Origin of the sequence: Myroides odoratimimus (assembly GCF_004337635.1) — a bacterium.
In the GTDB taxonomy this organism is placed as follows: domain Bacteria; phylum Bacteroidota; class Bacteroidia; order Flavobacteriales; family Flavobacteriaceae; genus Flavobacterium; species Flavobacterium odoratimimum.
Window position 1 is genome coordinate 3,293,119 of sequence record NZ_CP037427.1, and the last position, 22,998, is coordinate 3,316,116.

The window sequence follows — 22,998 nt, forward strand, 5'->3', positions numbered from 1 at the left end:
CTCTTATTTTTTTATAAATACCACAAAAAAAGACCTAAGCATTGTTTAGGTCTTAGTTATCTTATGATAAAATATTGAATACCATCAGTACCCCTGGTACTTGTACTTCTTCTTTCTTATATTCTTCTAAACTAAAATACTTCACAGCTCCTATTTCATTAGTAGCTTCTATAGTTTCTCCATTTAGGCTATAACTATAACAGTCTTGTTGCATCATGATATTAAGCTTCTCCCCATAGGCAGGAGCAGTGATATGATGTAAAAAAGTCAGCCTATCTACGTCTAGCACTAGATTTAACTCCTCTTCTATCTCTCGAATAAGAGCAGTTCTACTCCCCTCTCCTTCATCGATCTTTCCTCCAGGTAGATACCAAGCCTTCTTATTATTGCTATACGCTAGTAATAGTTTACCTTCTTCTACTACGACAAGCCCTGCCGTATCTAGATCTATCCAATTCTCTTCCACAACAGGTAGGTGATACACCTTCATCATACGACCAGGGACACTAGTTAACACCTGACGTACACATACACCTCCCATTTTCTCATAAAAGAGATTTGCATTAGGCTCTGCATACACCTCTATATACTTATATCCTCTGGACTTAGCTATCGCTTTAATTTGAGACATGATCACTCGCCCATATCCTTTATTAATATGTGCAGGCAATACCCAAAAGTGGTCTATACATAAATAAGGACCTTTATTTTCTAATTCAAAAAAGCCAATATATTCATCTGCATAAAAACATTTGATAAGTTCTCCTTTTCTAAAATTAATATCTGTGATTGTTAGATCATCTGTCCACATCGACATATATTCCTCTCTGTATCCCCAATATCTCTTGGAAGCTAATGCAGTCTCTGTTAGTAATTCACAATCTGCTACTGTAGCATTTTTGTATGAAATAGTCATTTTATAGTAATTGTTACAAGATAGTCAAATGTAACATTTATGACTTTAAAATTCCGTTTATTCTAGTTTATTTACTATAAAACCTCTATTAATCAAATTCAAAACCTCTAAACCAATCCCTTATAGACTAAATAAGAAAATATTTATTACATCCCCCCTCCTATACGGTACTTATAAACTACTCTAGCTCATTTAGCCGCTTAAATAAAACCAAAATCTTTAAAAAACTGTATATCAAGTCATCAATTAAAAAATATACTGCAAATACAATCTCATAATATTAGCTATAAACTGAAAATTTGATTTCTATAGAAAAACAACTCAACCGTTTATCATAAAAATACTGCCCTTTATGTAAATCTGTCAATATCTACAAAGAAAACATTTTAAATAATTAACTTTTTATTTAATTTTGTCTTTCAATATAAAAAAAATGACAATGAAAAAAATCATGCAATCACTTACTTGTGCTCTTATGTTAGTTGGAGCAACTGCATTTGCACAAACACCTTCTCCAATTCACTTTGGTATTAAAGCTGGTGCTAACTTCACAAATATTTCTACTGACTTAAAAGATTACAGTAGTAAAGCATCTACAGGATTTGGTATTGGAGCAATGACTAGAATTGATATCAAAAAGACATATATCCAAGCTGAACTATTATATGCTGAGAAAAAGTCTAAGTTCGAAAACAACTTAGGAGAAAGTACTACTAGTACTTCTAAACAACTTGAAATACCAGTAGTTATCGGACACAAATTCTTAAAACTACCAATGGTAAGCCTTAGAGGATTTGCTGGAGGAGTGTACACGAATACTATTGATGACAAATTATCAGGAAGCAAAATCAACGATGCAGTACAATTCAAAAACTTTGACAAAAACAATATCGGATACCGTTTAGGTGTTGGTGTTGATGTATTGACATTCACTGTTGACGTTTCTTATGACGGAAGCTTCAGCAAAACAAACAAAGAAATCGGAGCAAGACCTAATACTTGGATGGTATCATTAGGATACTTCTTCCTATAGTAGGTCTATAAAACATACTATTTAAGAGCTATCTCTAGAGGTAGCTCTTTTTTTATATCATAAAAGTAGAAACACTTTAAAAATTTGTTATTTTTGTCCCATGCAAAAGACAATAAACATTTTAAACAAAAGGGCTAAGTTCGAATACGAAATACTAGATAAGTATACTGCTGGTATCGTATTAACTGGAACTGAAATTAAGTCTATACGTTTAGGTAAAGCAAATATCGCTGAAAGCTTTTGTGAGTTTCAAGGACACGAATTATTCGTTATCAATAGTCAGATAGAAGAATACGCATATAGTAAGCACTTTAATCACAAAGCAAAAACAGAGAGAAAACTTCTTTTAAACAAAAAAGAATTAAAATCTCTACTAAAAGATGTTCAGAATAAAGGTCTGACTATCATCCCGCTTAGACTATTCTTAAACGATAAAGGTAGAGCCAAACTTGATATCGCTCTAGCTCGTGGTAAAAAGAACTATGACAAGAGAGAAACAATTAAAGATCGCGATAATAAACGCGACCTAGATAGACTTAAAAAATCGTATTAAGACATACACTTATCGAAGCATCCTATAAAGGATGCTTTTTTGTTTACATTCTACTTTTTATCCTCCACAAAGTCTCTTGACTTTTGATTACTTGATCTGGTTTGGGTGACATGCAAAATATTGCATCTCTACCTTAATAGATTATATATATGTTATGAGAATATGTCCTGACAAAACATCTCCACAATACCACGTCATTAATAATGTTTATCTAAAAACAACTTAAAGTTTTTTTTCTGTATATTTGCATATATCAATCATATAAGTTCTGTGAGTATCTTCTTAAAACACACAAATTGAACCAATATCCAATGTTGTACTCTTCAGCATTATTACAGTAAAAAAGTCAATCTGTAAAATTCTTATTTTAAATTTTAACATTAATCTTAACATATACTTTTTCATCTAAACCCTCTATTCATACGGTCTTAGACTAGATTTGTTCGGAACCTGTTCGGAAAAAAAACCATTTTTCCGAACAATCCCCGAACAAGGCTAACAAAAAAAACTGTAAACACTTGAAAATACAGGGATTGGATATCATTTAGCACTGTAAAAAACATCATAAATGTTAAAAATTTAACTATGAGTAAATAATCCTAATCAACATTAGTTTTAAGTCTAAAATAATCTCTAATTGAGATTATTAAAAGAAAGTGTTTTTTGTCTTGGTTATATACAAACGATCTTTACATACATTAATTTCTATTAAAAAAAGCTGTTATCTAAAGACAACAGCTTTTATCTAATTTTAATTATAATTCCCCAGGTCCTGTAAGACACATCATTGCTTCATGCTCCTTCATATATTTTCCTCCTACAATTGTACCACCACGTTGTTGAGCAAATTCTACTGCACATTCATAACCTTGTACATATACTTCCCAACCATCAGCAAGTCTAACTAAATAAGCATAAACAAGCCCTGCATTAGGATCTTGATCTAACGATAAATGGGTACTAGACTTTATCGTAAATAAAGTATTAACATCTAAGGCTAATGCGCTTCCTGAAAATGTAGCAAAGGCAATTGCTACGAAAAATAGTTTCTTCATAATTTATTATGTTTTAATTGGTTATATAAACATAATAAAAAAATATGGTAATTAAACTACCATAATAAAAGATATAGTTAGTATCCTAAAATCAATCTAAATTCCTAATTCTTATTCTCCAGCATGGGTACGAACTTAAAGTCTCCGTGTTCGTGTTTTTCAAACTGTTTTTCGTTGATACGGATTAACTCTGTCATGATTTGTTTCTCCTCACCAATAGGAATGATAAGTCTACCTCCTACTTTTATTTGTCCTAATAAAGCTTGCGGGATAAAAGGAGCACCTGCTGTAACAATAATAGAATCAAAAGGAGCATAATTAGGTAATCCCTTATACCCATCACCAAAAGTAGTAAGCTTAGGTCTGATCCCTAACTTTGGCAATAAAGCTGAAGTCTTTTTATACAATTCGTTTTGTCTCTCGATACTATACACTCTAGCGCCCATAGCTATAAGTACAGCAGTCTGATATCCACTACCAGTACCAATCTCTAAGATTTTATCTTCTTTTTTGACTTGAAGTAACTGAGATTGAAAAGCTACAGTATAAGGTTGCGAAATAGTCTGGCCTGCTCCGATAGGAAAAGCCTTATCTTGGTATGCAAAATCCTCGAAACTTGAATCTAAGAATAAATGACGTGGTACCCTCTTGATAGCATCTAAAACATTGGTATCAACAATCCCTTTTTGCTTAAGTACTTCAACCAACTGGTTTCTAAGACCTTGATGTTTTGCAGAATCTTTCACTATTAAATTATTATTTCCCACAAAATAACTAATATTTTCTAACAAAAGCAATCCGTATAAGCCCTGAGAATATAATTGAACAAAACTTTAAGCAGGTTTATTGAAAGTTTAGATAAATAAATTATATTTTTGTTTTCAAAATATAGTTTTATGCTTAAAGTTGGAGTATTGGGAGCAGGCCACCTAGGTAAAATTCACCTACGCTTGCTTAACCAATCTGAAAAATATGAACTAGTAGGATTTTACGATCCTTTTAAAGAGAATGCTGAAAAAGTAGCAGCAGAATTTGGCTATAGAAAATTCGACACTATAGAGGAATTAATTCAGGCAGTAGATGTAGTAGATATCGTTACTCCTACCCTTTCTCACTTTGACTGTGCTAAACAAGCTATCGAAGCTGGTAAGCATGTGTTCTTAGAAAAACCGATTACAACGACTATTGAAGAAGCTGAAGCCATTATCGCATTAGCTGCTAAATATAATGTACTAGGACAAGTAGGTCACGTAGAGCGTTTTAACCCAGCGTTTATCGCAGTACGTCCGAAAATAGAAAACCCTATGTTTATCGAGACTCACCGCCTAGCTGAGTTTAATCCTAGAGGAACAGATGTACCTGTAGTATTAGACTTAATGATCCACGATCTAGATGCTATCTTAAGTGTGGTTAAATCTCCTGTGAAGCATGTAAGTGCTAGTGGCGTAGCTGTACTAAGCGAATCTCCAGATATTTCTAACGCTCGTGTAGAGTTTGAAAACGGATGTGTGGCTAATATCACTGCTAGCCGTATCTCTATGAAAAATATGCGTAAATCGCGCTTCTTCCAACGCGATGCTTATATCTCTGTGGATTACTTAGAGAAGACGTGTGAAGTAGTGAAGATGAAAGAAGCTCCTGAAGTACCAGGTGACTTTGACCTAATCCTTCAAAACGCTGAAGGGGTTAAAAAACAAATTTATTACGACAATCCTGAAGTATTAGCGAATAATGCTATCTTAGACGAGTTAGAGACATTCCATGACGCGATAGTGAATAAAACTACACCTATCGTGACATTAGATGATGGTACTAAAGCACTGCGCTTAGCTTACCAAATCATCGAGGCAATGGAGAAAAAATAAATTAACATCAAAAAATATAAATTAACCATTATGAAAAAAATTGCTGTTATCGGAGCTGGAACGATGGGAAATGGTATTGCACATACATTTGCTCAAAAAGGTTTTACAGTTCTTTTAATTGATATATCAGAAGCTGCTATCGAAAGAGGAATGACTACGATTATTAAGAATTTAGATCGTATGATCGCGAAAGGAAGCATCACTGAAGCGGACAAAAAAGCAACTATCGAAAACATCGTTACCTATACTGATATTAAAGATGGTGTAGCGAATGCTGATTTAGTAGTAGAAGCTGCTACTGAGAATGTAGAGTTAAAACTAAATATCTTTAAACAACTGAGCGAAGTATGTGATGAGAATGTAATCTTAGCATCGAATACTTCTTCTATCTCTATTACAAAAATCGCTTCTGTGGTGAAAAACCCTGAGCGCGTAATCGGTATGCACTTTATGAACCCTGTGCCTATCATGAAGTTAGTAGAAATCATCAGAGGATACAACACGAGTGATGAAGTGACTAAAGCAATCATGGATATGTCTAAAACATTAGATAAAGTTCCTACAGAGGTAAATGACTACCCTGGATTCGTAGCGAACCGTATCTTAATGCCGATGATTAATGAAGCTATCGAGACATTATACAACGGTGTAGCTGGTGTAGAAGAAATCGATACTGTAATGAAGTTAGGTATGGCTCACCCTATGGGACCATTACAACTAGCTGACTTTATCGGATTAGATGTATGTCTTTCTATCCTTAACGTAATGTATGACGGATTTAAAAATCCTAAATATGCTCCATGCCCACTATTAGTAAATATGGTAATGGCTGGTAAATTAGGAGTTAAATCTGGAGAAGGATTCTACGACTATAGCGAAAGCAAAAAAGCTGAGAAAGTAGCGAAAATGTTCGCTTAACCCTCCACTGTTATTGTAAACTAGTAAATACTAATAAAAGACAACCAAACTAAACTTTGGTTGTCTTTGATATTTTTGAAACCATACTTATAATGGCTAAAATAATTCCTTTTAAAGGCTTGCGCCCTACCCGAGATAAAGTAAGCTTAGTAAGCTGTAGATCATTCGAAGACTACAATGCTGTTGAGATTGCTTATCTTTTAGACTACAACCCCTTCTCTTTTTTGCACGTATTAAATCCTGCTTATGTAAACCCTTCAAAAGTAACGTATGATAAACGTTATAAGATGGTCGCAGCGAAGTTAAACGACTTTAAGAAAGAAGGTATTCTGATTACAGAAGATAAACCGATTTATTATCTGTATCAGATCAGTACAAAAAGTTGGAGTTTTACAGGGATAGTGGCAGGAACTTCTATAGATGACTACCAGAGTAATGTGATCAAAAAACATGAAGACACCTTAGAGTTTCGCGTAAGATTATTTAAGGAATACTTATATCACAGTAAGTTCAATACTGAACCTGTACTGATGATGTATCCTGATCAGGAGGATATAGAAAAGTGGATTATCACGAAGAAGCATGAGAAACCCCTGTATGACTTTAGTACTGTAACTAGAGAAAGACATACGATCTGGAAGATAGATGAGGATACTGATATCAAGTGGTTAACAGAACAATTTGCAGATATTAAAGAACTGTATATCGCAGATGGACATCACCGTTTTGCTTCTGCAGAACTGTTACAAGCAGAACATTCTAACGGAACTCCTGCTCATAACAATACAGTGATGACGTATTTAATCGCTGAAAACAATATTAAAATCTATGAGTTTAATCGTATTATACACGATTTAAACAATCATACTAAAGAAGAGTTCCTAAACCTTCTAAAAGAGAAGTTTCACGTTGTCAATAAAGAACAACAACTTTGGAAACCTACTAAGAAGATGGAATTCGGAATGTACTTAGACGGTGACTTCTATGCCTTAACGCTAAAAGACATCAAACAAACAGACTGCATCTTACAACAGTTAGATGCGCAAATACTATACGACGAAGTACTACATCCTATATTAGGATTAGATGACTTGAGAAATGATGCTCGTATAGACTATGTTCCTGGTAATGAGTCTATCGTTACGATCAAAGAACTAGTAGATGATGGTGAATACGAAGTAGGATTTATGCTTTATCCTACAAATGTAAGTGAGATCAAACAAGTGGCAGACAACGACCTTATCATGCCTCCAAAAAGCACATATATAGAGCCTAAGTTTATGAATGGTCTCTTTATATACGAAATTTAAAAAAAGATAAAAATTATGTCTATTACAGAGAATTTAAAACACGTTAAGAACACATTACCTGCTCATGTTACCCTTGTTGCTGTTTCTAAAACGAAACCCAATGAGGATATTCTAGAAGCTTATGAGGCAGGACAACGTGTATTCGGTGAGAATAAGATTCAGGAAATGACTGATAAATATGAAGCTCTTCCTAAAGATATTAAGTGGCACATGATCGGACATGTACAGCGCAATAAAGTGAAGTATATGGCACCCTTTGTCTCTCTGATTCACGGAGTGGATAGCTTCAGACTCTTACAAGAGATAAATAAACAAGCGAAACGAAATAACCGTGTTATAGAATGTTTATTACAGATGTTCATCGCAGAAGAAGATACAAAGTTCGGCTTAGATGAGGCAGAATTACTAGAAATTCTTTCAAGTGAGGAATTTGCTGGACTTAAGAATATTAAAGTAGTTGGACTTATGGGTATGGCTACTTTTACCGATAATCAAATACAAGTAAAGAAAGAATTTACACAACTAAGTAATATATTTGCAATGTGTAAAGAGAAATACGGCACGAAGGATAACCTAGACCTAAACATTGTTTCTATGGGGATGAGTAATGATTATCCACTAGCGATAGAATGTGGGAGTACGATGGTTAGAATAGGTAGTAATATCTTCGGTAGTCGTAATTATTAATTTATTAAAAGGACAAGTTGTACGCAGTTTTAGATATAGAAACAACTGGTGGGCAGTTTAATGAAGAAGGAATCACCGAAATTGCTATATATCGATTTGATGGTAATCAGATCGTAGATCAGTTTATTAGTTTAGTTAATCCAGAGATGGAAATACAACCTTTCGTAGTGAAACTTACGGGAATCAATAATGCTATGCTACGGCTAGCTCCGAAGTTCTACGAGATAGCTAAGCGCATCATAGAAATAACGGACAACTGCGTCATCGTAGCTCATAATGCTGAATTTGATTATCGAGTACTGCGCAACGAGTTTAAAAGACTAGGTTATGAATACAGTCGCAATACACTGTGTACAGTAGAATTATCACAGAAGTTACTTCCTGATATGCCTTCTTATAGCTTAGGTAAACTAGTGCGATCACTTGGTATTCCTATCGCAGATAGACATCGCGCTAATGGAGACGCTATGGCCACAGAAAAGCTATTCGAATTACTTCTATCAAAAGATAAAGAGAAGACCATCTTAACCTCTATGATTAAGTCAGATATCAAGACTGGGATTAATCCTAAGTTTATGGATATCGTAGACACTTTGCCTTCTACTGTAGGTATTTATTATATCTTGGACAAAGAAGGTAATATTATCTTCATCGGTAAGAGTAAGAATATTAGAAAGAAAGTCTTACAGCACTTTACAAGTAATTCGCCTATATTCAAGAAAATACAACAAGAAACCTATACTGTCACTTTCGAAAAAACAGGTACTGAACTCATCGCGCTTCTAAAAGAGGCTGAAGAGATCAATACCAATAAACCAAAGTACAATAAGGTCAGTAAGAAAAGTGTATTCCCCTACTCTATTTATTTAAAAACTAATCTAGAGGGATACTTATACCTATCTATCGAAAAGACAGATGGTAGAAAGAGAAATCTAATGGCGTTTACATCGCCTAATGAAGCTAGAAAATTCTTACATAAGATATTCCAAGGTCAACAAGAGTTACCTTATGTAGAGTTTATATATGAGAAAAAATCAACTAAAATAACAGCTGATAACTTCTTTATCAACTTTACCTCGACAAGAGAAGAGTTCAATGCTAATATACTTGAACTATTTAAGCCTTATGATATAGACAAAGACCATGTTCTAATCTTAGACAAAGGCCGTAAAGTAGATGAGAAAAGTGCTGTCGCTTTAGAAAAAGGGAAGCTAAACGGATATTGCTTCTATAACTTAAACCACCAAATCAACGCCCCAGAACGAATAGCAGCCAATTTAACGCCAATTTTGTTTAATAGAAACAACAGAAATATCATTCTTAATTATCTAAATAAGAAGATCGGTTACAAATTAATTCACTACTAAAAACAGTTTTTGTGAGACGCAGATTAAAAAACAAATGGGATATCCTACAGCAGAAGATTTACATCATTATTTATGGTTCAAATACTTTTGCAGGTAAATTATTTGATATTGCACTACTAGCGGTTATTCTGATGAGTGTACTTCTAGTGATGCTTGAATCGATAGAGAGCTATGATATGAAGCACCACACAGGTCTAGTAGTCTGTGAGTGGATTATCACTGTGTTTTTTACCATAGAGTATATCCTTAGGATTCTTTGTAATAAAAAACCGCTTAAGTACATCTTTAGTTTTTATGGAATAGTAGATCTTATCTCTATCCTACCGATGTATTTATCGTTCTTTATTCCTGGTTCTAGAGCACTTACTGTTGTAAGAGCACTGCGTTTACTACGTTTATTTGGTATCTTAAACCTTGTTCCATACATTGGACAACAGTCACACTTAAAGCTAGCTCTTAAGTCTAGTAGAACGAAAATTATTGTATTCGTATACTTTGTGCTTGTGATGTCGATCTTATTAGGTGCGCTAATGTATGTAATCGAGAGTAAAGAAAGTGGCTTTACGAGTATACCTAGAAGTATCTATTGGTGTATCGTAACGCTTACTACAGTGGGATATGGAGATATCGCTCCACAGACCCCACTAGGTCAAATGATAGCATCTTTTATCATGATTATGGGTTACGGTATTATCGCCGTTCCTACAGGTATTGTGACAGCAGAGTTCTCTAATATTAAACGCAACAGATTAGATGCGAAGAGAAGAAGAAACTGCTCTACATGTACTACTACAATCTATGATGATGATGCAAATTACTGCTATAATTGCGGTCAAAAATTAGGAGATGTCTACGAAAAATAACAATTATCTTATTGTTGTCATTGGACCTACAGCGATTGGTAAAACAGCTTTAGGAATCAAACTTGCACAACATTTTAATACCAATATAATATCATGTGATAGCCGCCAATTCTATAAGGAAATGGCGATAGGAACAGCTGTACCTTCTAAGGAAGAACTAGCTGCTGCTCCACATCACTTTATTCAGAATATCAGCATTCACGATACTTACTCTGTAGGAGATTTTGAAAGAGAGGCACTGGCTAAGCTAGATGAGCTCTTTACAGATAATCCTATACAGGTTATGGTAGGTGGATCGGGGCTCTTTGTCAATGCGATCCTCAATGGGCTTGATGACTTCCCTGATGTAGATCCTGGTATTAGAGAACAATTAAATCAAGACTTAGCAGAAAAAGGCCTTCCTTATTTGCAAAATATGCTAAAGGAATTGGATCCTATTCACTATGAAAAAGTAGCGATAGACAATCCTCAAAGAGTAACTCGAGCATTAGAGATCTGTATAGGTACTGGTAAGCCCTACTCTAGTTTCTTAAATATAAAACAACACACTCGCAACTTCACTCCTATCGTGATAGGTCTAGAAGCTGATAGAGAGAAGATGTATGAGCGCATTAATAAACGTGTGGATATCATGCTAGACAATGGTCTTCTAAAGGAAGCTCAAGAATTATATCCGTATCGCGATAACAATGCGTTACAAACCGTTGGCTATCGAGAATTATTTGCGTACTTTGACAACGAATTCACATTAGAGTTTGCTATTGAGGAAATCAAAAAGAATACACGCCGCTTTGCTAAGCGTCAGATTACTTGGTTTAAACGTACTCCTGATGTTATGTGGTTTGACTACCTTACGAATGCTGATAAGATTACTCAGGCTATAGAGAATGTTATAGCTGAATAAGAGACAGAAAACTGGAAACAGGGAACGGGGAACTGAAAACAGAGAACGAGGAACTGGAAACAGAGAACGGGGAACTGGAGACAGAGAACGAGGAACTGGAAACAGGAAACAGAGAACTGGAAACAGGAAACAGAGAACGAGGAACTGGAAACAGAGAACGGGGAACTGAAAACAGAGAACAGGGAACTGAAAACAGAGAACGAGGAACGGGGAACAGAGAACGGGGAACTGGAAATAGAGAACTGGAAACAGGAAACAGAGAACGGGGAACTGAAAACAGAGAACGAGGAACTGGAAACAGAGAACGGGGAACTGAAAACAGAGAACAGGGAACGGGAAACTGAAAACAAGAAACAACGATTTCACGGTTTCACAAATTCACAGTTTCACAAAAAAACAACAGCACAAAAAACAAAAAAACCATGCCTATATCACCCAACTTTACATCTATATTTACACAAAGCTTCGATGTTGATTACTTTGATTGCGATATCAATGCTCAGTTAAAAACAGTAGATTTATGTAAGATGATACAGATGGCTTCTTCTAATCATGCAGTCTTAGGAGGAATAAGCTTTTGGGATCTGCAAGAAGCAAACCAATCATGGGTAGTTTATAAGTTTAGAGTTGAGATAGACAAAATGCCTAAGTGGCAAGACCGCATTGATATCACTACTTGGATAGAGACATTAGATGGTATTCGTTCTGTGCGTAACTTTGAGGTACACTGTAACGGAGAGCTTGTCGCAAGTGCTAGCTCGATGTGGGTGATTATGAATACAGTAAGACGTCGTCCTGAGATGATGGCTATCCCTCACGACCACTTTACTAAACACAAGGACAAAAAAAGTATTCAAAGTGAGTTTACTACTTTTCAGAAGAAACCTGAGACAACGCATTTAATCACAGATAAGGTAAGATACTCTGATCTAGACATGGTTAATCATGTAACTAATATCAAATACCTTGAATGGGTGATTAATGCCTTAAAAGTATCCGAAAACACTTCTAAAGACATTTCTGTAGTTGACATGCACTTTAATAAAGAGCTTCGTTTTAATCAAGAGTATACCATAGAACAATGTGTTGCTAATAACAACCACTTTGTAATCAAATCTAATGAAGAAGACCTCAACTTCCAATGTGTAATAGAATAGTTAGAAGGGAACAGACTTATTATCATAAATAACAAAGGCTAATACATCGAGATGTATTAGCCTTTGTTATATTATTTAATACTTAATAATATTATCGTAAAATCAGTTCAGAGAATTTAGATGCTCCTGTTCTAAGAATATCAGCAGTTACTTCTTCTAGTTGATTTGAATTAATCAATTGATATAGTTCATTTTCTTGGTTACTTAATGTATCATATAATTCTAGATACTTCTCATCAATACCTTTATACTGATCTATAACTAGATAATGCTTATTCTGTTCAGGATATTCTACTAATTGCTTAGAAAAATCATTTAATCTAAAGTTTAAGCTTTCTAATTCAGATATATCTTTCTGAATAGTATCTATTGTTCTATTCGAATTAATATCAATACACTTTACACTATAAATAGATCCATTTCCTCCTATCCCATTTAATTTATAATCAAAAAACAAGGAAGGAATTACCTTCTTTTCAATCTTATAATCAATATCTATGATGTCTTCTAGAGGTTCTCTAAAGTGACTATTAATACGATTATAAAACACCTCATCTTTTTTGTTACTCTTAGTACTTGTCCTCAAGTCACCTATATATTTCTCATAGAATTTACTAAAGAAAGCTGCATCTATATTCATATTTAATTCAACTGGTTTGTCAAATTGAATTATTCCGTTATTATAAACTGCTAAACGATCTAAGTACTTCTTTAAAATATTAGTATTCTCTTCAATAAATAAATCTTCCTTAGCATTTAGTTCCAAAACTTCACTAATCTTCTTTATATTGAAATTTAATAGTTTACTCTTATTGTCATAGAATCTAGTAATAAAACTAATCTTTGATTCAGAAAACTTATAAAACACATTATTGGTTGAAGAAACCGCTATTAGTCCAATAACAATATTCTCCCTAGACAAGGAGTTATTAAAGTATCTAATTAAACTGTAATACGATTTCATTTTAATAGTTTGTTTAATATGTTGGAAATTCTAGTATTTCGTTCTTGATTACTAAGTATCTCTATTATTTTAAGCTTACCCGCCTTACTCAGTCCTACTTTTGACGGAAGGCTATCTAACACCTCTGGCAAGACCACTAGTGTTGTGTTAATTTTTTCAATAATTCTACTATTGAATTTTGAAAGTACTTCATTCTCAGCAAAATTACAAATCTTTTTGGTGAATTTTGAAGCAATTAACATATTTACAAGACTGACATCCATTACATTAATTTTCAACCCTTTATAGTTAGTTTGATTACCAAAAAGTTGTGTATGATCAATAGCAACAAAATCTATTTTTCCTTGATCCTCAACTAACAAAAGGTTCGGATTATTGATTCTACGATCTCTATTAGCTAACCATACATCACAAAAGGCTATATCCAAAAATTTATAGGGATCTAAGTATTGATTAAAATCATTCTTATTAGATAGAACTAAGTTGTGGTAATCTAGTTCTGTCTGACTATTAATCTCTTTAGAACCTATAACAAACAACTCTTCGATATCAAACTGACTATATTTAGATATCATATTATTGGTGATCAAATATTCTTGAAGTAACCTATTCTCAATTTTTATTATCTTTATTTCTGGTACTTTTATACCCCAAATCTTATAAACCTGATTCCCTATCAATTCATTAATAATATCTTCTAATGGAGGATGAATCTTAAAAATAGTTTTTGCATAATAGATATCAGCATCAGTGCCTAATATTTTAATAGGAATACTATTAGTTTCTAATATCTCGAGAATCTGTATAGCGCCAATTACCTCCATATCAATTCAGTATTTATTTCGTTTTATTAGCCTTATTTATACCACTTAATACACCGCTTATATGTAAATTTAACCTATAAAACAGATACTTACCAAAAAAAATAGATGTATATATTATATTTTTTAAAGAATGCCTCTTTACAATCAACTGTTTATACAATATAAACACATTCTTAAAACACTTTTAAATTACAACTAGGCAAAATAAACTACCTTTACCCCCTAATTAATCTACAATGTCTACACACAAGGTAATTAAAGCCAAACAATTTGATCAAGATGTACCTATTGAATTCTTTATGCTAGAAGACAATAGTCATCTATTCAACTTTGATTACCACTATCAATGTAACTTCTATCAGATCTACTGGTTTACCCAAACCAAGGAGACAACACAGAAAGTTGACTTTGAGTCCTACCCTATCTCTGATGATCAGATATGGGTCATCTATCCTGGGCAAATGCACAATATTAATCCCGATGGGGTAAAGGGATATTTTATTTCTGTCAATAAGGATTTCTTTAACCGCATTCTCGCCAAAGAATTTAACGAGCATAAGTTTAGATTTAATCCTCCCTTATGGTTTGAGTTATCAGAAGATAAAAAAGAAGTCTTTAAAGCAATCATGTTTTTATTCCAACAAGAATGGGATACACAGAAACGCACTTATATACTAGAGAAGTACCTTAATATCTATATCTCCCATATTCAAGGCTTAAAAGAGCTCTCACAGGACAATCCGCTTATAGATACTAGAGTCTTAAAGTTATTAGAGCTGGTAGAAGAAAACTATACTATACACCATCCTACCGCCTTCTACGCTGATAAAATAGCATTATCTGTAAAGCGAATGAATGAACTGGTAGTAAAGGCTACTGACTATACCCTTAATCAACATATTCACAACAGAATACTTCTAGAAGCAAAGAGGCTAATAGGATATTCTGACTTGAATATCCAAGAGATTTCAGCTGAATTAGGTTTTAGTGAAGTCAACTATTTTAACCGCTTCTTTAAAAAAAGTACAGGAGTAGCACCATTAGCTTTTAGAGAAAATGTGAAAAAAGTCCAATAAGAGTACTTATTTTGCCAAGGTCTAAGTGAATCAACAGGTTTACTTTTGCCCCATCAAAATATCAATATGAATAAGTTAACAAAAGCTCAGTTTATAGTCGTGATTATTTTATCATTACTATCTGCTATCGAACCTTTTAGTATAGATCTGTACTTACCTGGTTTCTTAAAGATCTCACAGACCTTTAATACAGATCTAAAAAATGTACAGTTGTCCCTTTCTTTCTTTTTAGGAGGATTTGCAGCAGGACAGCTATTTTGGGGAATTATCTCTGATCGCTATGGTCGTAAACTTCCGACTATTGCCTCTTTAATCATCTTTATTCTAGCATCAGTAGCCTGTATCTATGCAGAGACCATAGAACAGTTCTGGGCAGCTCGATTCTTTCAAGCCTTTGCAGGATGTGCAGGGGTAGTTATCGCTCGTGCCGTAGTGAACGAGTACTACTCTGCTGACCAGAGTATGAATGTCTTCTCTCTACTAGCTATCATAGCAGGAGTAGCACCTATTGTAGGTCCTATCGCTGGTAACTTTCTGATCAGTCACTTTGTATGGCAGTCTACTTTTGTTACACTAGTAGTACTAGGAGTTATCTGCTTATTAGCTGTTATCTTCTTCTTGCCTGAAACGCGTATTGTAACTGAGAAAAGAGATGTTAATCTAATGACTGACTTCAAAGAGATTGTCAAGAATAATGTCTTTGTCAAATATACATTAATCGGAAGTTTAACCTATAGTATCTTAATGATCTACCTAGCCAATGCCCCTTACCTTATTATGGAGTATGGAGGAATGTCTTCAGATATGTTTAGTGGTATATTTGCTTTTAATGCCATTGGATTAATCCTTGGTGCGTGGCTGGCTAACTCTGTATTGTCACGTTGGTGGACTGTAGAACAAGTCGTAAAATACACTGTCTATTTTGGTATTGCTTGGACAGTAGCCTTCTTAGTAATGTGTGTACTAAAAGAACCTATTGAGGCCTTATTAGTTCCGTTGTTCTTCATTGTACTAACTCTTGGAGTACTATTCCCTACAACTACTAAATTAGCCTTAGCACCGTTCACTACTAATAGTGGATCTGCGTCAGCTCTATTAGGTACATTACAGTTGTTGCTAACCTTTATTATATCAGCAGTAACGAATCTAATTCCTGCAGATATCATGACATTAACAGCCTATTCATTACTTGCCTGTCATGTATTGTATTTAGGGTGTTATCTGATTAAAGAGAAACAAGCTGAATAATATAATTTTAATACAAAAAGCCTTGTGACTGTAAGTTACAAGGCTTTTTTAAAAACAATAATTATACTAATTACTTTTTTTATAATTTACTGGGTTTATCCTAATCTGCTTAAGATTATCTGGCAGCTCTACAAAATACCCTGATTGATACGGGTTATAATCTTTAGAGAAGAAATCTGTTGATATAACTTGAGCACCACTAGAAAAAGCAGCTTTAGAACGAGTATGATCATTGACTTTCGCTTCATAGGTATCTATATCTGATCTAGTTCTCACAAGATAACCTTTAGTGACGTATTCTTTTATATCCTCTTGGCGTATAATAGCATTATCTAAAAGTAAAAACACACAATAAGTATCCGTTGGTTTAGACTGTACAAACATAACTCTTCCTTCTAAATTTGGACGATTGTGTACATAAGCTGACTCACCTTGATTTATCCCACCTGTAGAAGGTAATAACATAAACAACAGTTTCCCTTTAGACTGAGATACGAGTGGCCAGTTATTATTAGCCATAGCCTCTTTAAGCGTTTTATAATTTCCTCTTAAATCATCAGGTGTAATCAACCTATCTCTACCTATAATATCAACAATCTCTTGATCTAATAGGTCAAATGCATGCTCATCATATTTCAATACTTCTGTTGGATTCTTAAACAAAGGCCAATTTGAATCTTTTGCCTCAATCATGATAAATAAAGGGATATGATCTACATGCTGATCAGACCATTTCTTGATACTTTGTAATGCTAATTTTAACGTTGGATATTTAGACCTAAAATCTACATCTGCCATATGTAAAACTTTAAATCCAGGCTTATCTAAATCTGTTGTGTTATGCTTTGCTAGCTGCTTCACTCCTACTGATTTTAAATATTCATAACCTGCAGGGTTTGTATATCTATTGCCCGTTGAATCATAATAAACATCCAGTTCCAAACTTCTCAACCCACTGTCTAACTGAACCTCAAAGCTCGGGTGCTCATAAAACAAACTCTCCTTAAAATTAATTTCATTAGGGTGATACTCTTTAAAAAAGTCTAACTGCTCTTTACTCATTGCCTCTAATAACTTCCCTTTTGACTGATCTACAATTTTAGATACATAATCCAGGAGATTAGGATCTACTGGTTCTGCATAACTATTATGTGTACCTAGAACTTGAATCTGATTAATTCGTAAATCACTAGGTAAATTTATTTCTTGTTTTGTGTTTATTTGTCCATACATCACTATAGGTAATAGCATAATACCTAACAGAATACTACTTAACTTTATATTTCTATTCATCTTTTTTTATATTTGAAATCCACAATGGCTCTGACGGCCATTGTTTATTAGGTTTATCACTTGTTTTGAATATGATTTTTGATGCCTCCAAAAATTCTTTATAAGTAATATAGTTCCTTTGATAATTCTTATTATTATACGCTACCTCTTGTATATAAGAGCTTCTTTCTTTATTACTAATTACCAAATTATTGCGTATGATTATTTTTTCAAAAATAGGAGCATTGAGATAAAAAGTATCCGACCCCACATTAGCAGCGCTGAATCCTAAACTCCTTAAAACAAACCATGCTGACATTGTCCCTAAATCATCATCCATAGTTCGTAAAAAAGCTTGAGGCGCATTCTTATAAATCCTTCCGATATAAGGATCAATTCCTTTACTGTTATCATTAAAGTAGAACTGAATACTCTCTCCTAGTAGTAAATCATGGATCAATTTCTGACTCTTATGAGCACTTCTAGTAGTATTGTATAAACTAGATGTCTGAAGATCTGGCTGATTGGCGTGATTATAATAATGACCTTCAAAAAAAGTATCTAATTGGTCTTCAAATTCTTTTTCAGAACCTATAAGACTAATTAAGCCTTTTATATCATAAGGTACTAACCATCTATATTGCCAGATAGTTCCTTGATATAATCCTCTTGCTTGCATTTTATCCACATCGTGAATCTGAATATCCTTAAAATCCTTTAGCCAATAGTTCTTATACTCTTTTGCTTTTTCTAAATAATAGTTTGCAGATACAGTATCTTGAACACTTTTAAATATTTCACTCAGTGCCCAATAATCGTAAGATGATTCTAATGCCTTATCAGGAGAAGAAAAATCAAGTTGCTCAGCTTCCTTAACAAGGTACTCCTTAATGGAATCTATAGGTAACTGATATCCTTTATTCACTGCATCAGCCAAAACAACTAAAGCGTGCTCTGTCCTCACTGTAGGGCCAGGTTCATTGAGTGTAGAGAAGTCTTTTTTACCGTATGGATACATATTAGCAATAGAGTGAACTACATCTTTATACACTTCAGGATATAATATAGAATACATAGGAATAACTTCTCTATAATTATCCCATAGCGCCCAACCATGATATACATTAAAATCAGCTTTTTTCACCTCACCACTAATTGTTCTATAAGTCCCATCTGCCTCAGATATTAGATAAGGCGCCTGAAGAGTCCTGTAAAGCAAAGAATAAAAAAGCTTTACCCTCTCATCATCCTTATCACTAACCTCAGCAGCAGATAATAATTCATTCCATCGCTCTGTAGCTAGAGTTCTTGTTGTATCAAAACTTTGCCCTAATACTCTTCTATTCTGTGCATACTGTTCTGATACAGATGAAAAACCAATCTGTAATTCGACTTTAGGAGAAGGGAAATCAACAATAAATTGATATTCTCCCACCTTTCTTAAGATAGCTCCATTTCCCAAATCTATATTAAAATAAAAGTGATATATCCCAGCAGAGCATGTTGTTTTAGAACTGATCTTTCCCTGAATAACCTGATTAGATACTTCATATTCAGCACTGATAAAAGCATCACCTGTAGCACTTGACAAATCCACAAATAGTTGCCCTTTATTAGGGAAGGAATATCGATGCGCTCCATAATTATGTCCTACAGTAAAGTCAGCCTTAATGTTGTTTATAAATTCTACCTTGTAGTAACCAGGTGTTCCCTTTTCTTTCTCTTTGATTAACTCTGTTTCAATATTACTTCCTATAATTGGTTTGATTAGAATATTACCTCCACTTCCCTTACATCCCACTCCCTGAAGTCTAGTATGAGTTACACCTTCAAATTGTTTTGCTCTACTATCGTATCCTGTATGATTATAAGGATATGTCTCTGGAGAAATACATAGCATACTAAATGGAAAAGAAGCTCCAGGAGACAACTGTCCGTAATCCCCTGAAGTTCCTAAAAAAACATTCACTTTATCACTTAATTTATTTTTTTGTCCATAACCACATTGAGTTGCTATAAACAATAAAATAAGAAACTTCCTCATCTTATGGATCTAACGGCTCTAAAGGATTTATTTGTAGTAGTAATTCAGATGGGTAAAAGTCTAATAACTCCCCTTTTTTCTGCTTAACTATTTTCCCTGGTAAATAACCTAATTCACGCATAAAACGATCTAAAAACTTCTTATCTGCTATTGACTTTGTATGTAACTCATAAGAGACAATCATACTTTTTTGTTTAATATCAAAACCGTATTCAATCATTAAACGAGTAGCATTTCTAAGATTAGTAGTCGTATGTCTAGCATAAGGTTCTACAATAATTACCTCTTCCGGGATATTATATAACCCTATTAATTCTTTTTTCATTTCTATAGCTTCACAAGTCTCTGTACGATTTGGGTGTACGTGTCCACCTGAAACAATAATAAAAGGCGCCTTACCCTGTCTATACTGTTCTACTGCTAATTTTAGATTCAATTTTCCTAAAGCCCCCAAAGGATCTCTATAATTCTCTGGCCCATCCCCTAAGACGATTAATGCATTGTATTCATACTTTTTAAAATCAATGCGTTTAGCATATTCTATAGCCCTCTTATTATACAATTCCGCTAGAGGCTCATATCTAATACCTTCATCCCTGTGGTTCATATACATCAAATACAGTCCATAATCCAACATTGGTTCAAAGAAGCTCGCCTTAGAATAATCTGATTCATTTGCTAAATGCTTTGCCCAAAATAAAATAGCACTTTTAAAATAGCGTGAATTCTTATCATAAGATACTGAATCAATGTTTGGATAAAAAGGCTTCTCTCCTAATCCATATACTTTTAAAGTATGATTTAATCCGCTAAAGTTTAACTTCACTACATTAGAGATAAAATCTTTCTGATTCATCTCATTGTAATTAATGTATTTTTTAGACTGCTTTAATTCTTCAAAAAAAGTTTCTACTTTCTTCTCCTTATTATTTAAAGCAACTAACTCATCAGAGATACTTTTTATCTGATCGTCTGTAAAAATATAAGAATGAACCAATTCTTCGCTCTTAGGAAAAGTTTCACCATTTACTAACTTACTTATTAGATCTAATCTATTATGTTTTATTTCTGTAAAAGTCTTATTATCATTGAGCAACTTAACAAGACTAGGTTGTTTAGAAAGCTGATCTAAAAAATAAAAATTACTATTTCTTAACAATGTTACACTTTTATTATCACCACGTTGTCCGAAAGAAAAAGTACATACAGCGAGTAAAAAACCTACTACTATTTTTCTCATTTTTTTTATATTACTTAATATTAATAATTAGGATTTTGTTCAACTTTAGAAGTAGCCCCATCTACATATCTTTGTGGAATAGGAAAATATTCATTCTTTCCTTTAGTAAAATTAGCATTTGTCAAAAATGAACGTTTATGTTTCTCTGCTTCTAGATACTCTTGATTAATGACCTTATCTGCTATCCCCCAACGCACTAAATTAAAGAATCGTTCTCCTTCCATCGCCAACTCTAATCTACTCTCTAATTGTACAGCCTCTCTAGCCTTGTTTACATCACTCCAGCTATCATTATACAAGCCTATTTTATAATTAGCAGCGTATGACTTACCATCTAAAGCCATCACATACTTTGACTCTTTTGCTCTATTTCTAATCGCATTTACGATACTTCGAGCTTCTTCTAATTTACCTAACTCTACAGCTGCTTCTGCCTTCCATAACATTACTTCTGCATAACGAATAATATAATAGTTCAACGCAGAAACATAAGGCCAAGTCGCGCCATAATAAGATGATTTAGCAGAAACTATACGTTTCTTTGGTGCATATACTCCATAAGTAGCTACATCCCTTGCCCAAGATGCATCATACGTCACTCCTAAATCTTTATATGTTATACCTGGTCTACCTATGGTATAATCTAATCTTGGATCTACGAAATCTTGACTGTTTACATCTACATTATCTTTTACAGGTAATCCGTTAGCATCTGTCTTAAAAGCATTAACTAAATTTTGAGAAGGTCTATGAAAACCATACTGAGGATAAAAAGGGCCTCCTGGAGCTGTAAGACGATCTCCTATACTTCCATTATAGTTATTAGGATCACCATCATTAATAGAATGTTGTACTGCAAATATTACTTCTGAGCTATTGTCATTTTCTGGTAAAAACACATCTTCAAAATTAGACAGAAGCTTATATTGACTAGACATCACCTCTTCTGAGATTGTATAAGCCTCTTGCCATTTCTTTTGATATATCATTGTCTTCATCAAATAGGCTTTAGCAGCAATGCTAGTAGGCCTTCCTATCTGTGCTTGCTTAGAAGGTAATACTTTTGATGCATTATCAAAATCTGTTACTATTTTCTGCCATAACTCCTCAGAAGTAAACTCTACATTAGATCTATTATAATCCTCTACGTTAACAATTGTTTCATCTATATAGGGAATTCTATTGTAAATCTTCTTTAATTCAAAGTAGTAATGTCCTCTAAGAAAGAATAATTCTCCCTGTCTCTGCTTCTTTAGTTCTGGATCAAATGCTACTGATTGATTTAATAATCGTAGAGCGTCATTTACCCTTTTAATACCTTCATATAATGCACTCCACTTTCTTTCTATATCTATTACAGTAGGATCTGTCTGGTATAACTCCATCCTGTGGATTTGCCCTTGATCACCAGTACCTCCACCTCCTTTATATGCATCATCAGAGGTTACATCTCCAAAACTCCAATTAGACGCTGGAGAATTCATTGCATTTGAAGCATTATCCATCTGTCCATTCAGCATCTTATAAGCCCCTATAATTACTCTTTCTACATTCTTAGGATCTGTCATCTTGTCTGGTGATACTTCTCCATAAGTAGTTTCATCTAAAAAGTCTTTAGAACATGAACTCATTACTCCTGCCATAATAGTTGTGGCAAATAGTATCTTATATGTTTTATTTGAAATATATCTTTTCATTACTT

Annotated in this window: 21 protein-coding genes; 12 read left to right on the forward strand and 9 right to left on the reverse strand. The window is 33.8% G+C overall.

Going from position 1 to position 22,998, the window contains the following annotated elements:
- Positions 1-61 precede the first annotated feature (61 nt).
- Entirely contained in the window at positions 62-916 is an 855-nt protein-coding gene (locus E0Z07_RS14900) for a GNAT family N-acetyltransferase (protein WP_006261391.1), read from the reverse strand.
- Positions 917-1,355: 439 nt separating this feature from the next.
- On the opposite strand from E0Z07_RS14900, the gene E0Z07_RS14905 reads away from it, so the two are divergent.
- Positions 1,356-1,949, forward strand: a complete 594-nt coding sequence (locus E0Z07_RS14905) for a porin family protein (RefSeq protein WP_006259986.1) — start codon at positions 1,356-1,358, stop codon at positions 1,947-1,949.
- Positions 1,950-2,049: 100 nt separating this feature from the next.
- Positions 2,050-2,502: an SsrA-binding protein SmpB gene (smpB, locus tag E0Z07_RS14910; protein WP_006259985.1), complete on the forward strand. Its 453-nt coding sequence runs from the start codon at positions 2,050-2,052 to the stop codon at positions 2,500-2,502.
- Between the two features lie 755 nt (positions 2,503-3,257).
- Here smpB and E0Z07_RS14915 read toward each other — a convergent pair.
- Complete coding sequence (locus E0Z07_RS14915) at positions 3,258-3,557, reverse strand: hypothetical protein (RefSeq protein WP_039329726.1); 300 nt, start codon at positions 3,555-3,557, stop codon at positions 3,258-3,260.
- A gap of 104 nt (positions 3,558-3,661) precedes the next feature.
- Positions 3,662-4,303: a protein-L-isoaspartate(D-aspartate) O-methyltransferase gene (locus E0Z07_RS14920; RefSeq protein WP_131541095.1), complete on the reverse strand. Its 642-nt coding sequence runs from the start codon at positions 4,301-4,303 to the stop codon at positions 3,662-3,664.
- Positions 4,304-4,453: 150 nt separating this feature from the next.
- On the opposite strand from E0Z07_RS14920, the gene E0Z07_RS14925 reads away from it, so the two are divergent.
- From E0Z07_RS14925 to E0Z07_RS14965, 8 genes are all read left to right on the forward strand, one after another.
- On the forward strand, positions 4,454-5,422 hold the full coding sequence (locus tag E0Z07_RS14925) for a Gfo/Idh/MocA family protein (protein WP_006259982.1): 969 nt from the start codon (positions 4,454-4,456) through the stop codon (positions 5,420-5,422).
- A gap of 30 nt (positions 5,423-5,452) precedes the next feature.
- Positions 5,453-6,340, forward strand: coding sequence for a 3-hydroxyacyl-CoA dehydrogenase family protein (locus tag E0Z07_RS14930; protein ID WP_006263756.1), 888 nt, complete (start codon positions 5,453-5,455; stop codon positions 6,338-6,340).
- Between the two features lie 92 nt (positions 6,341-6,432).
- Positions 6,433-7,650, forward strand: coding sequence for a DUF1015 domain-containing protein (locus tag E0Z07_RS14935; protein ID WP_025124814.1), 1,218 nt, complete (start codon positions 6,433-6,435; stop codon positions 7,648-7,650).
- A gap of 15 nt (positions 7,651-7,665) precedes the next feature.
- Positions 7,666-8,337, forward strand: a complete 672-nt coding sequence (locus E0Z07_RS14940) for a YggS family pyridoxal phosphate-dependent enzyme (RefSeq protein ID WP_131540892.1) — start codon at positions 7,666-7,668, stop codon at positions 8,335-8,337.
- Positions 8,338-8,354: 17 nt separating this feature from the next.
- The gene (locus tag E0Z07_RS14945) at positions 8,355-9,704 is read left to right on the forward strand and encodes an exonuclease domain-containing protein (RefSeq protein ID WP_131540893.1); all 1,350 of its coding nucleotides are present in this window, start codon (positions 8,355-8,357) and stop codon (positions 9,702-9,704) included.
- An 11-nt stretch (positions 9,705-9,715) separates the two neighbouring features.
- Positions 9,716-10,567 (forward strand): ion transporter, encoded by an 852-nt coding sequence (locus E0Z07_RS14950; protein ID WP_006259977.1) that lies wholly within the window; start codon positions 9,716-9,718, stop codon positions 10,565-10,567.
- Positions 10,551-11,471 carry a tRNA (adenosine(37)-N6)-dimethylallyltransferase MiaA gene (gene miaA, locus E0Z07_RS14955; RefSeq protein ID WP_006259976.1) on the forward strand — a complete coding sequence of 307 codons (921 nt, stop codon included), beginning with the start codon at positions 10,551-10,553 and terminating at the stop codon, positions 11,469-11,471. Before E0Z07_RS14950 ends, miaA begins: the two co-directional genes overlap by 17 nt.
- A gap of 422 nt (positions 11,472-11,893) precedes the next feature.
- Positions 11,894-12,628, forward strand: coding sequence for an acyl-[acyl-carrier-protein] thioesterase (locus E0Z07_RS14965; RefSeq protein ID WP_131540894.1), 735 nt, complete (start codon positions 11,894-11,896; stop codon positions 12,626-12,628).
- Between the two features lie 91 nt (positions 12,629-12,719).
- On the opposite strand, the gene E0Z07_RS14970 is transcribed toward E0Z07_RS14965, so the two are convergent.
- Together E0Z07_RS14970 and E0Z07_RS14975 are read right to left on the reverse strand one after the other, a co-directional pair.
- Positions 12,720-13,592 (reverse strand): hypothetical protein, encoded by an 873-nt coding sequence (locus tag E0Z07_RS14970; RefSeq protein ID WP_131540895.1) that lies wholly within the window; start codon positions 13,590-13,592, stop codon positions 12,720-12,722.
- A complete protein-coding gene (locus tag E0Z07_RS14975) occupies positions 13,589-14,416 on the reverse strand; it encodes a HipA family kinase (protein ID WP_039329733.1) in 828 nt (275 codons plus the stop codon). Before E0Z07_RS14975 ends, E0Z07_RS14970 begins: the two co-directional genes overlap by 4 nt.
- Before the next feature lie 236 nt (positions 14,417-14,652).
- On the opposite strand from E0Z07_RS14975, the gene E0Z07_RS14980 reads away from it, so the two are divergent.
- A complete protein-coding gene (locus E0Z07_RS14980; protein ID WP_131540896.1) occupies positions 14,653-15,492 on the forward strand; it encodes an AraC family transcriptional regulator in 840 nt (279 codons plus the stop codon).
- 66 nt (positions 15,493-15,558) lie between these two features.
- Positions 15,559-16,740 carry a multidrug effflux MFS transporter gene (locus tag E0Z07_RS14985; RefSeq protein ID WP_131540897.1) on the forward strand — a complete coding sequence of 394 codons (1,182 nt, stop codon included), beginning with the start codon at positions 15,559-15,561 and terminating at the stop codon, positions 16,738-16,740.
- A gap of 66 nt (positions 16,741-16,806) precedes the next feature.
- Here E0Z07_RS14985 and E0Z07_RS14990 read toward each other — a convergent pair whose 3' ends face one another.
- Genes E0Z07_RS14990 through E0Z07_RS15005 form a run of 4 tightly spaced genes read right to left on the reverse strand, consistent with a single transcriptional unit; the run spans position 16,807 to position 22,993 of the window.
- Entirely contained in the window at positions 16,807-18,033 is a 1,227-nt protein-coding gene (locus E0Z07_RS14990; RefSeq protein WP_131540898.1) for a Ca2+-dependent phosphoinositide-specific phospholipase C, read from the reverse strand.
- Complete coding sequence (locus tag E0Z07_RS14995; protein ID WP_131540899.1) at positions 18,026-20,056, reverse strand: glycoside hydrolase domain-containing protein; 2,031 nt, start codon at positions 20,054-20,056, stop codon at positions 18,026-18,028. The genes E0Z07_RS14990 and E0Z07_RS14995 overlap by 8 nt, the downstream gene beginning before the upstream one ends.
- Before the next feature lies 1 nt (position 20,057).
- Entirely contained in the window at positions 20,058-21,296 is a 1,239-nt protein-coding gene (locus E0Z07_RS15000; RefSeq protein WP_131540900.1) for a YdcF family protein, read from the reverse strand.
- Between the two features lie 20 nt (positions 21,297-21,316).
- Positions 21,317-22,993, reverse strand: a complete 1,677-nt coding sequence (locus E0Z07_RS15005; protein ID WP_131540901.1) for a RagB/SusD family nutrient uptake outer membrane protein — start codon at positions 22,991-22,993, stop codon at positions 21,317-21,319.
- Between the last annotated feature and the right edge of the window lie 5 nt (positions 22,994-22,998).

Bases quoted from the DNA above. Each gene is read 5' to 3' on its own strand.
- E0Z07_RS14900 (WP_006261391.1), bottom strand. From the start codon at position 916: ATGACTATTTCATACAAAAATGCTACAGTAGCAGATTGTGAATTACTA.
- E0Z07_RS14905 (WP_006259986.1), top strand. From the start codon at position 1,356: ATGAAAAAAATCATGCAATCACTTACTTGTGCTCTTATGTTAGTTGGA.
- smpB (WP_006259985.1), top strand. From the start codon at position 2,050: ATGCAAAAGACAATAAACATTTTAAACAAAAGGGCTAAGTTCGAATAC.
- E0Z07_RS14915 (WP_039329726.1), bottom strand. From the start codon at position 3,557: ATGAAGAAACTATTTTTCGTAGCAATTGCCTTTGCTACATTTTCAGGA.
- E0Z07_RS14925 (WP_006259982.1), top strand. From the start codon at position 4,454: ATGCTTAAAGTTGGAGTATTGGGAGCAGGCCACCTAGGTAAAATTCAC.
- E0Z07_RS14930 (WP_006263756.1), top strand. From the start codon at position 5,453: ATGAAAAAAATTGCTGTTATCGGAGCTGGAACGATGGGAAATGGTATT.
- E0Z07_RS14935 (WP_025124814.1), top strand. From the start codon at position 6,433: ATGGCTAAAATAATTCCTTTTAAAGGCTTGCGCCCTACCCGAGATAAA.
- E0Z07_RS14940 (WP_131540892.1), top strand. From the start codon at position 7,666: ATGTCTATTACAGAGAATTTAAAACACGTTAAGAACACATTACCTGCT.
- miaA (WP_006259976.1), top strand. From the start codon at position 10,551: ATGTCTACGAAAAATAACAATTATCTTATTGTTGTCATTGGACCTACA.
- E0Z07_RS14965 (WP_131540894.1), top strand. From the start codon at position 11,894: ATGCCTATATCACCCAACTTTACATCTATATTTACACAAAGCTTCGAT.
- E0Z07_RS14970 (WP_131540895.1), bottom strand. From the start codon at position 13,592: ATGAAATCGTATTACAGTTTAATTAGATACTTTAATAACTCCTTGTCT.
- E0Z07_RS14975 (WP_039329733.1), bottom strand. From the start codon at position 14,416: ATGGAGGTAATTGGCGCTATACAGATTCTCGAGATATTAGAAACTAAT.
- E0Z07_RS14980 (WP_131540896.1), top strand. From the start codon at position 14,653: ATGTCTACACACAAGGTAATTAAAGCCAAACAATTTGATCAAGATGTA.
- E0Z07_RS14985 (WP_131540897.1), top strand. From the start codon at position 15,559: ATGAATAAGTTAACAAAAGCTCAGTTTATAGTCGTGATTATTTTATCA.
- E0Z07_RS14990 (WP_131540898.1), bottom strand. From the start codon at position 18,033: ATGAATAGAAATATAAAGTTAAGTAGTATTCTGTTAGGTATTATGCTA.
- E0Z07_RS14995 (WP_131540899.1), bottom strand. From the start codon at position 20,056: ATGAGGAAGTTTCTTATTTTATTGTTTATAGCAACTCAATGTGGTTAT.
- E0Z07_RS15000 (WP_131540900.1), bottom strand. From the start codon at position 21,296: ATGAGAAAAATAGTAGTAGGTTTTTTACTCGCTGTATGTACTTTTTCT.
- E0Z07_RS15005 (WP_131540901.1), bottom strand. From the start codon at position 22,993: ATGAAAAGATATATTTCAAATAAAACATATAAGATACTATTTGCCACA.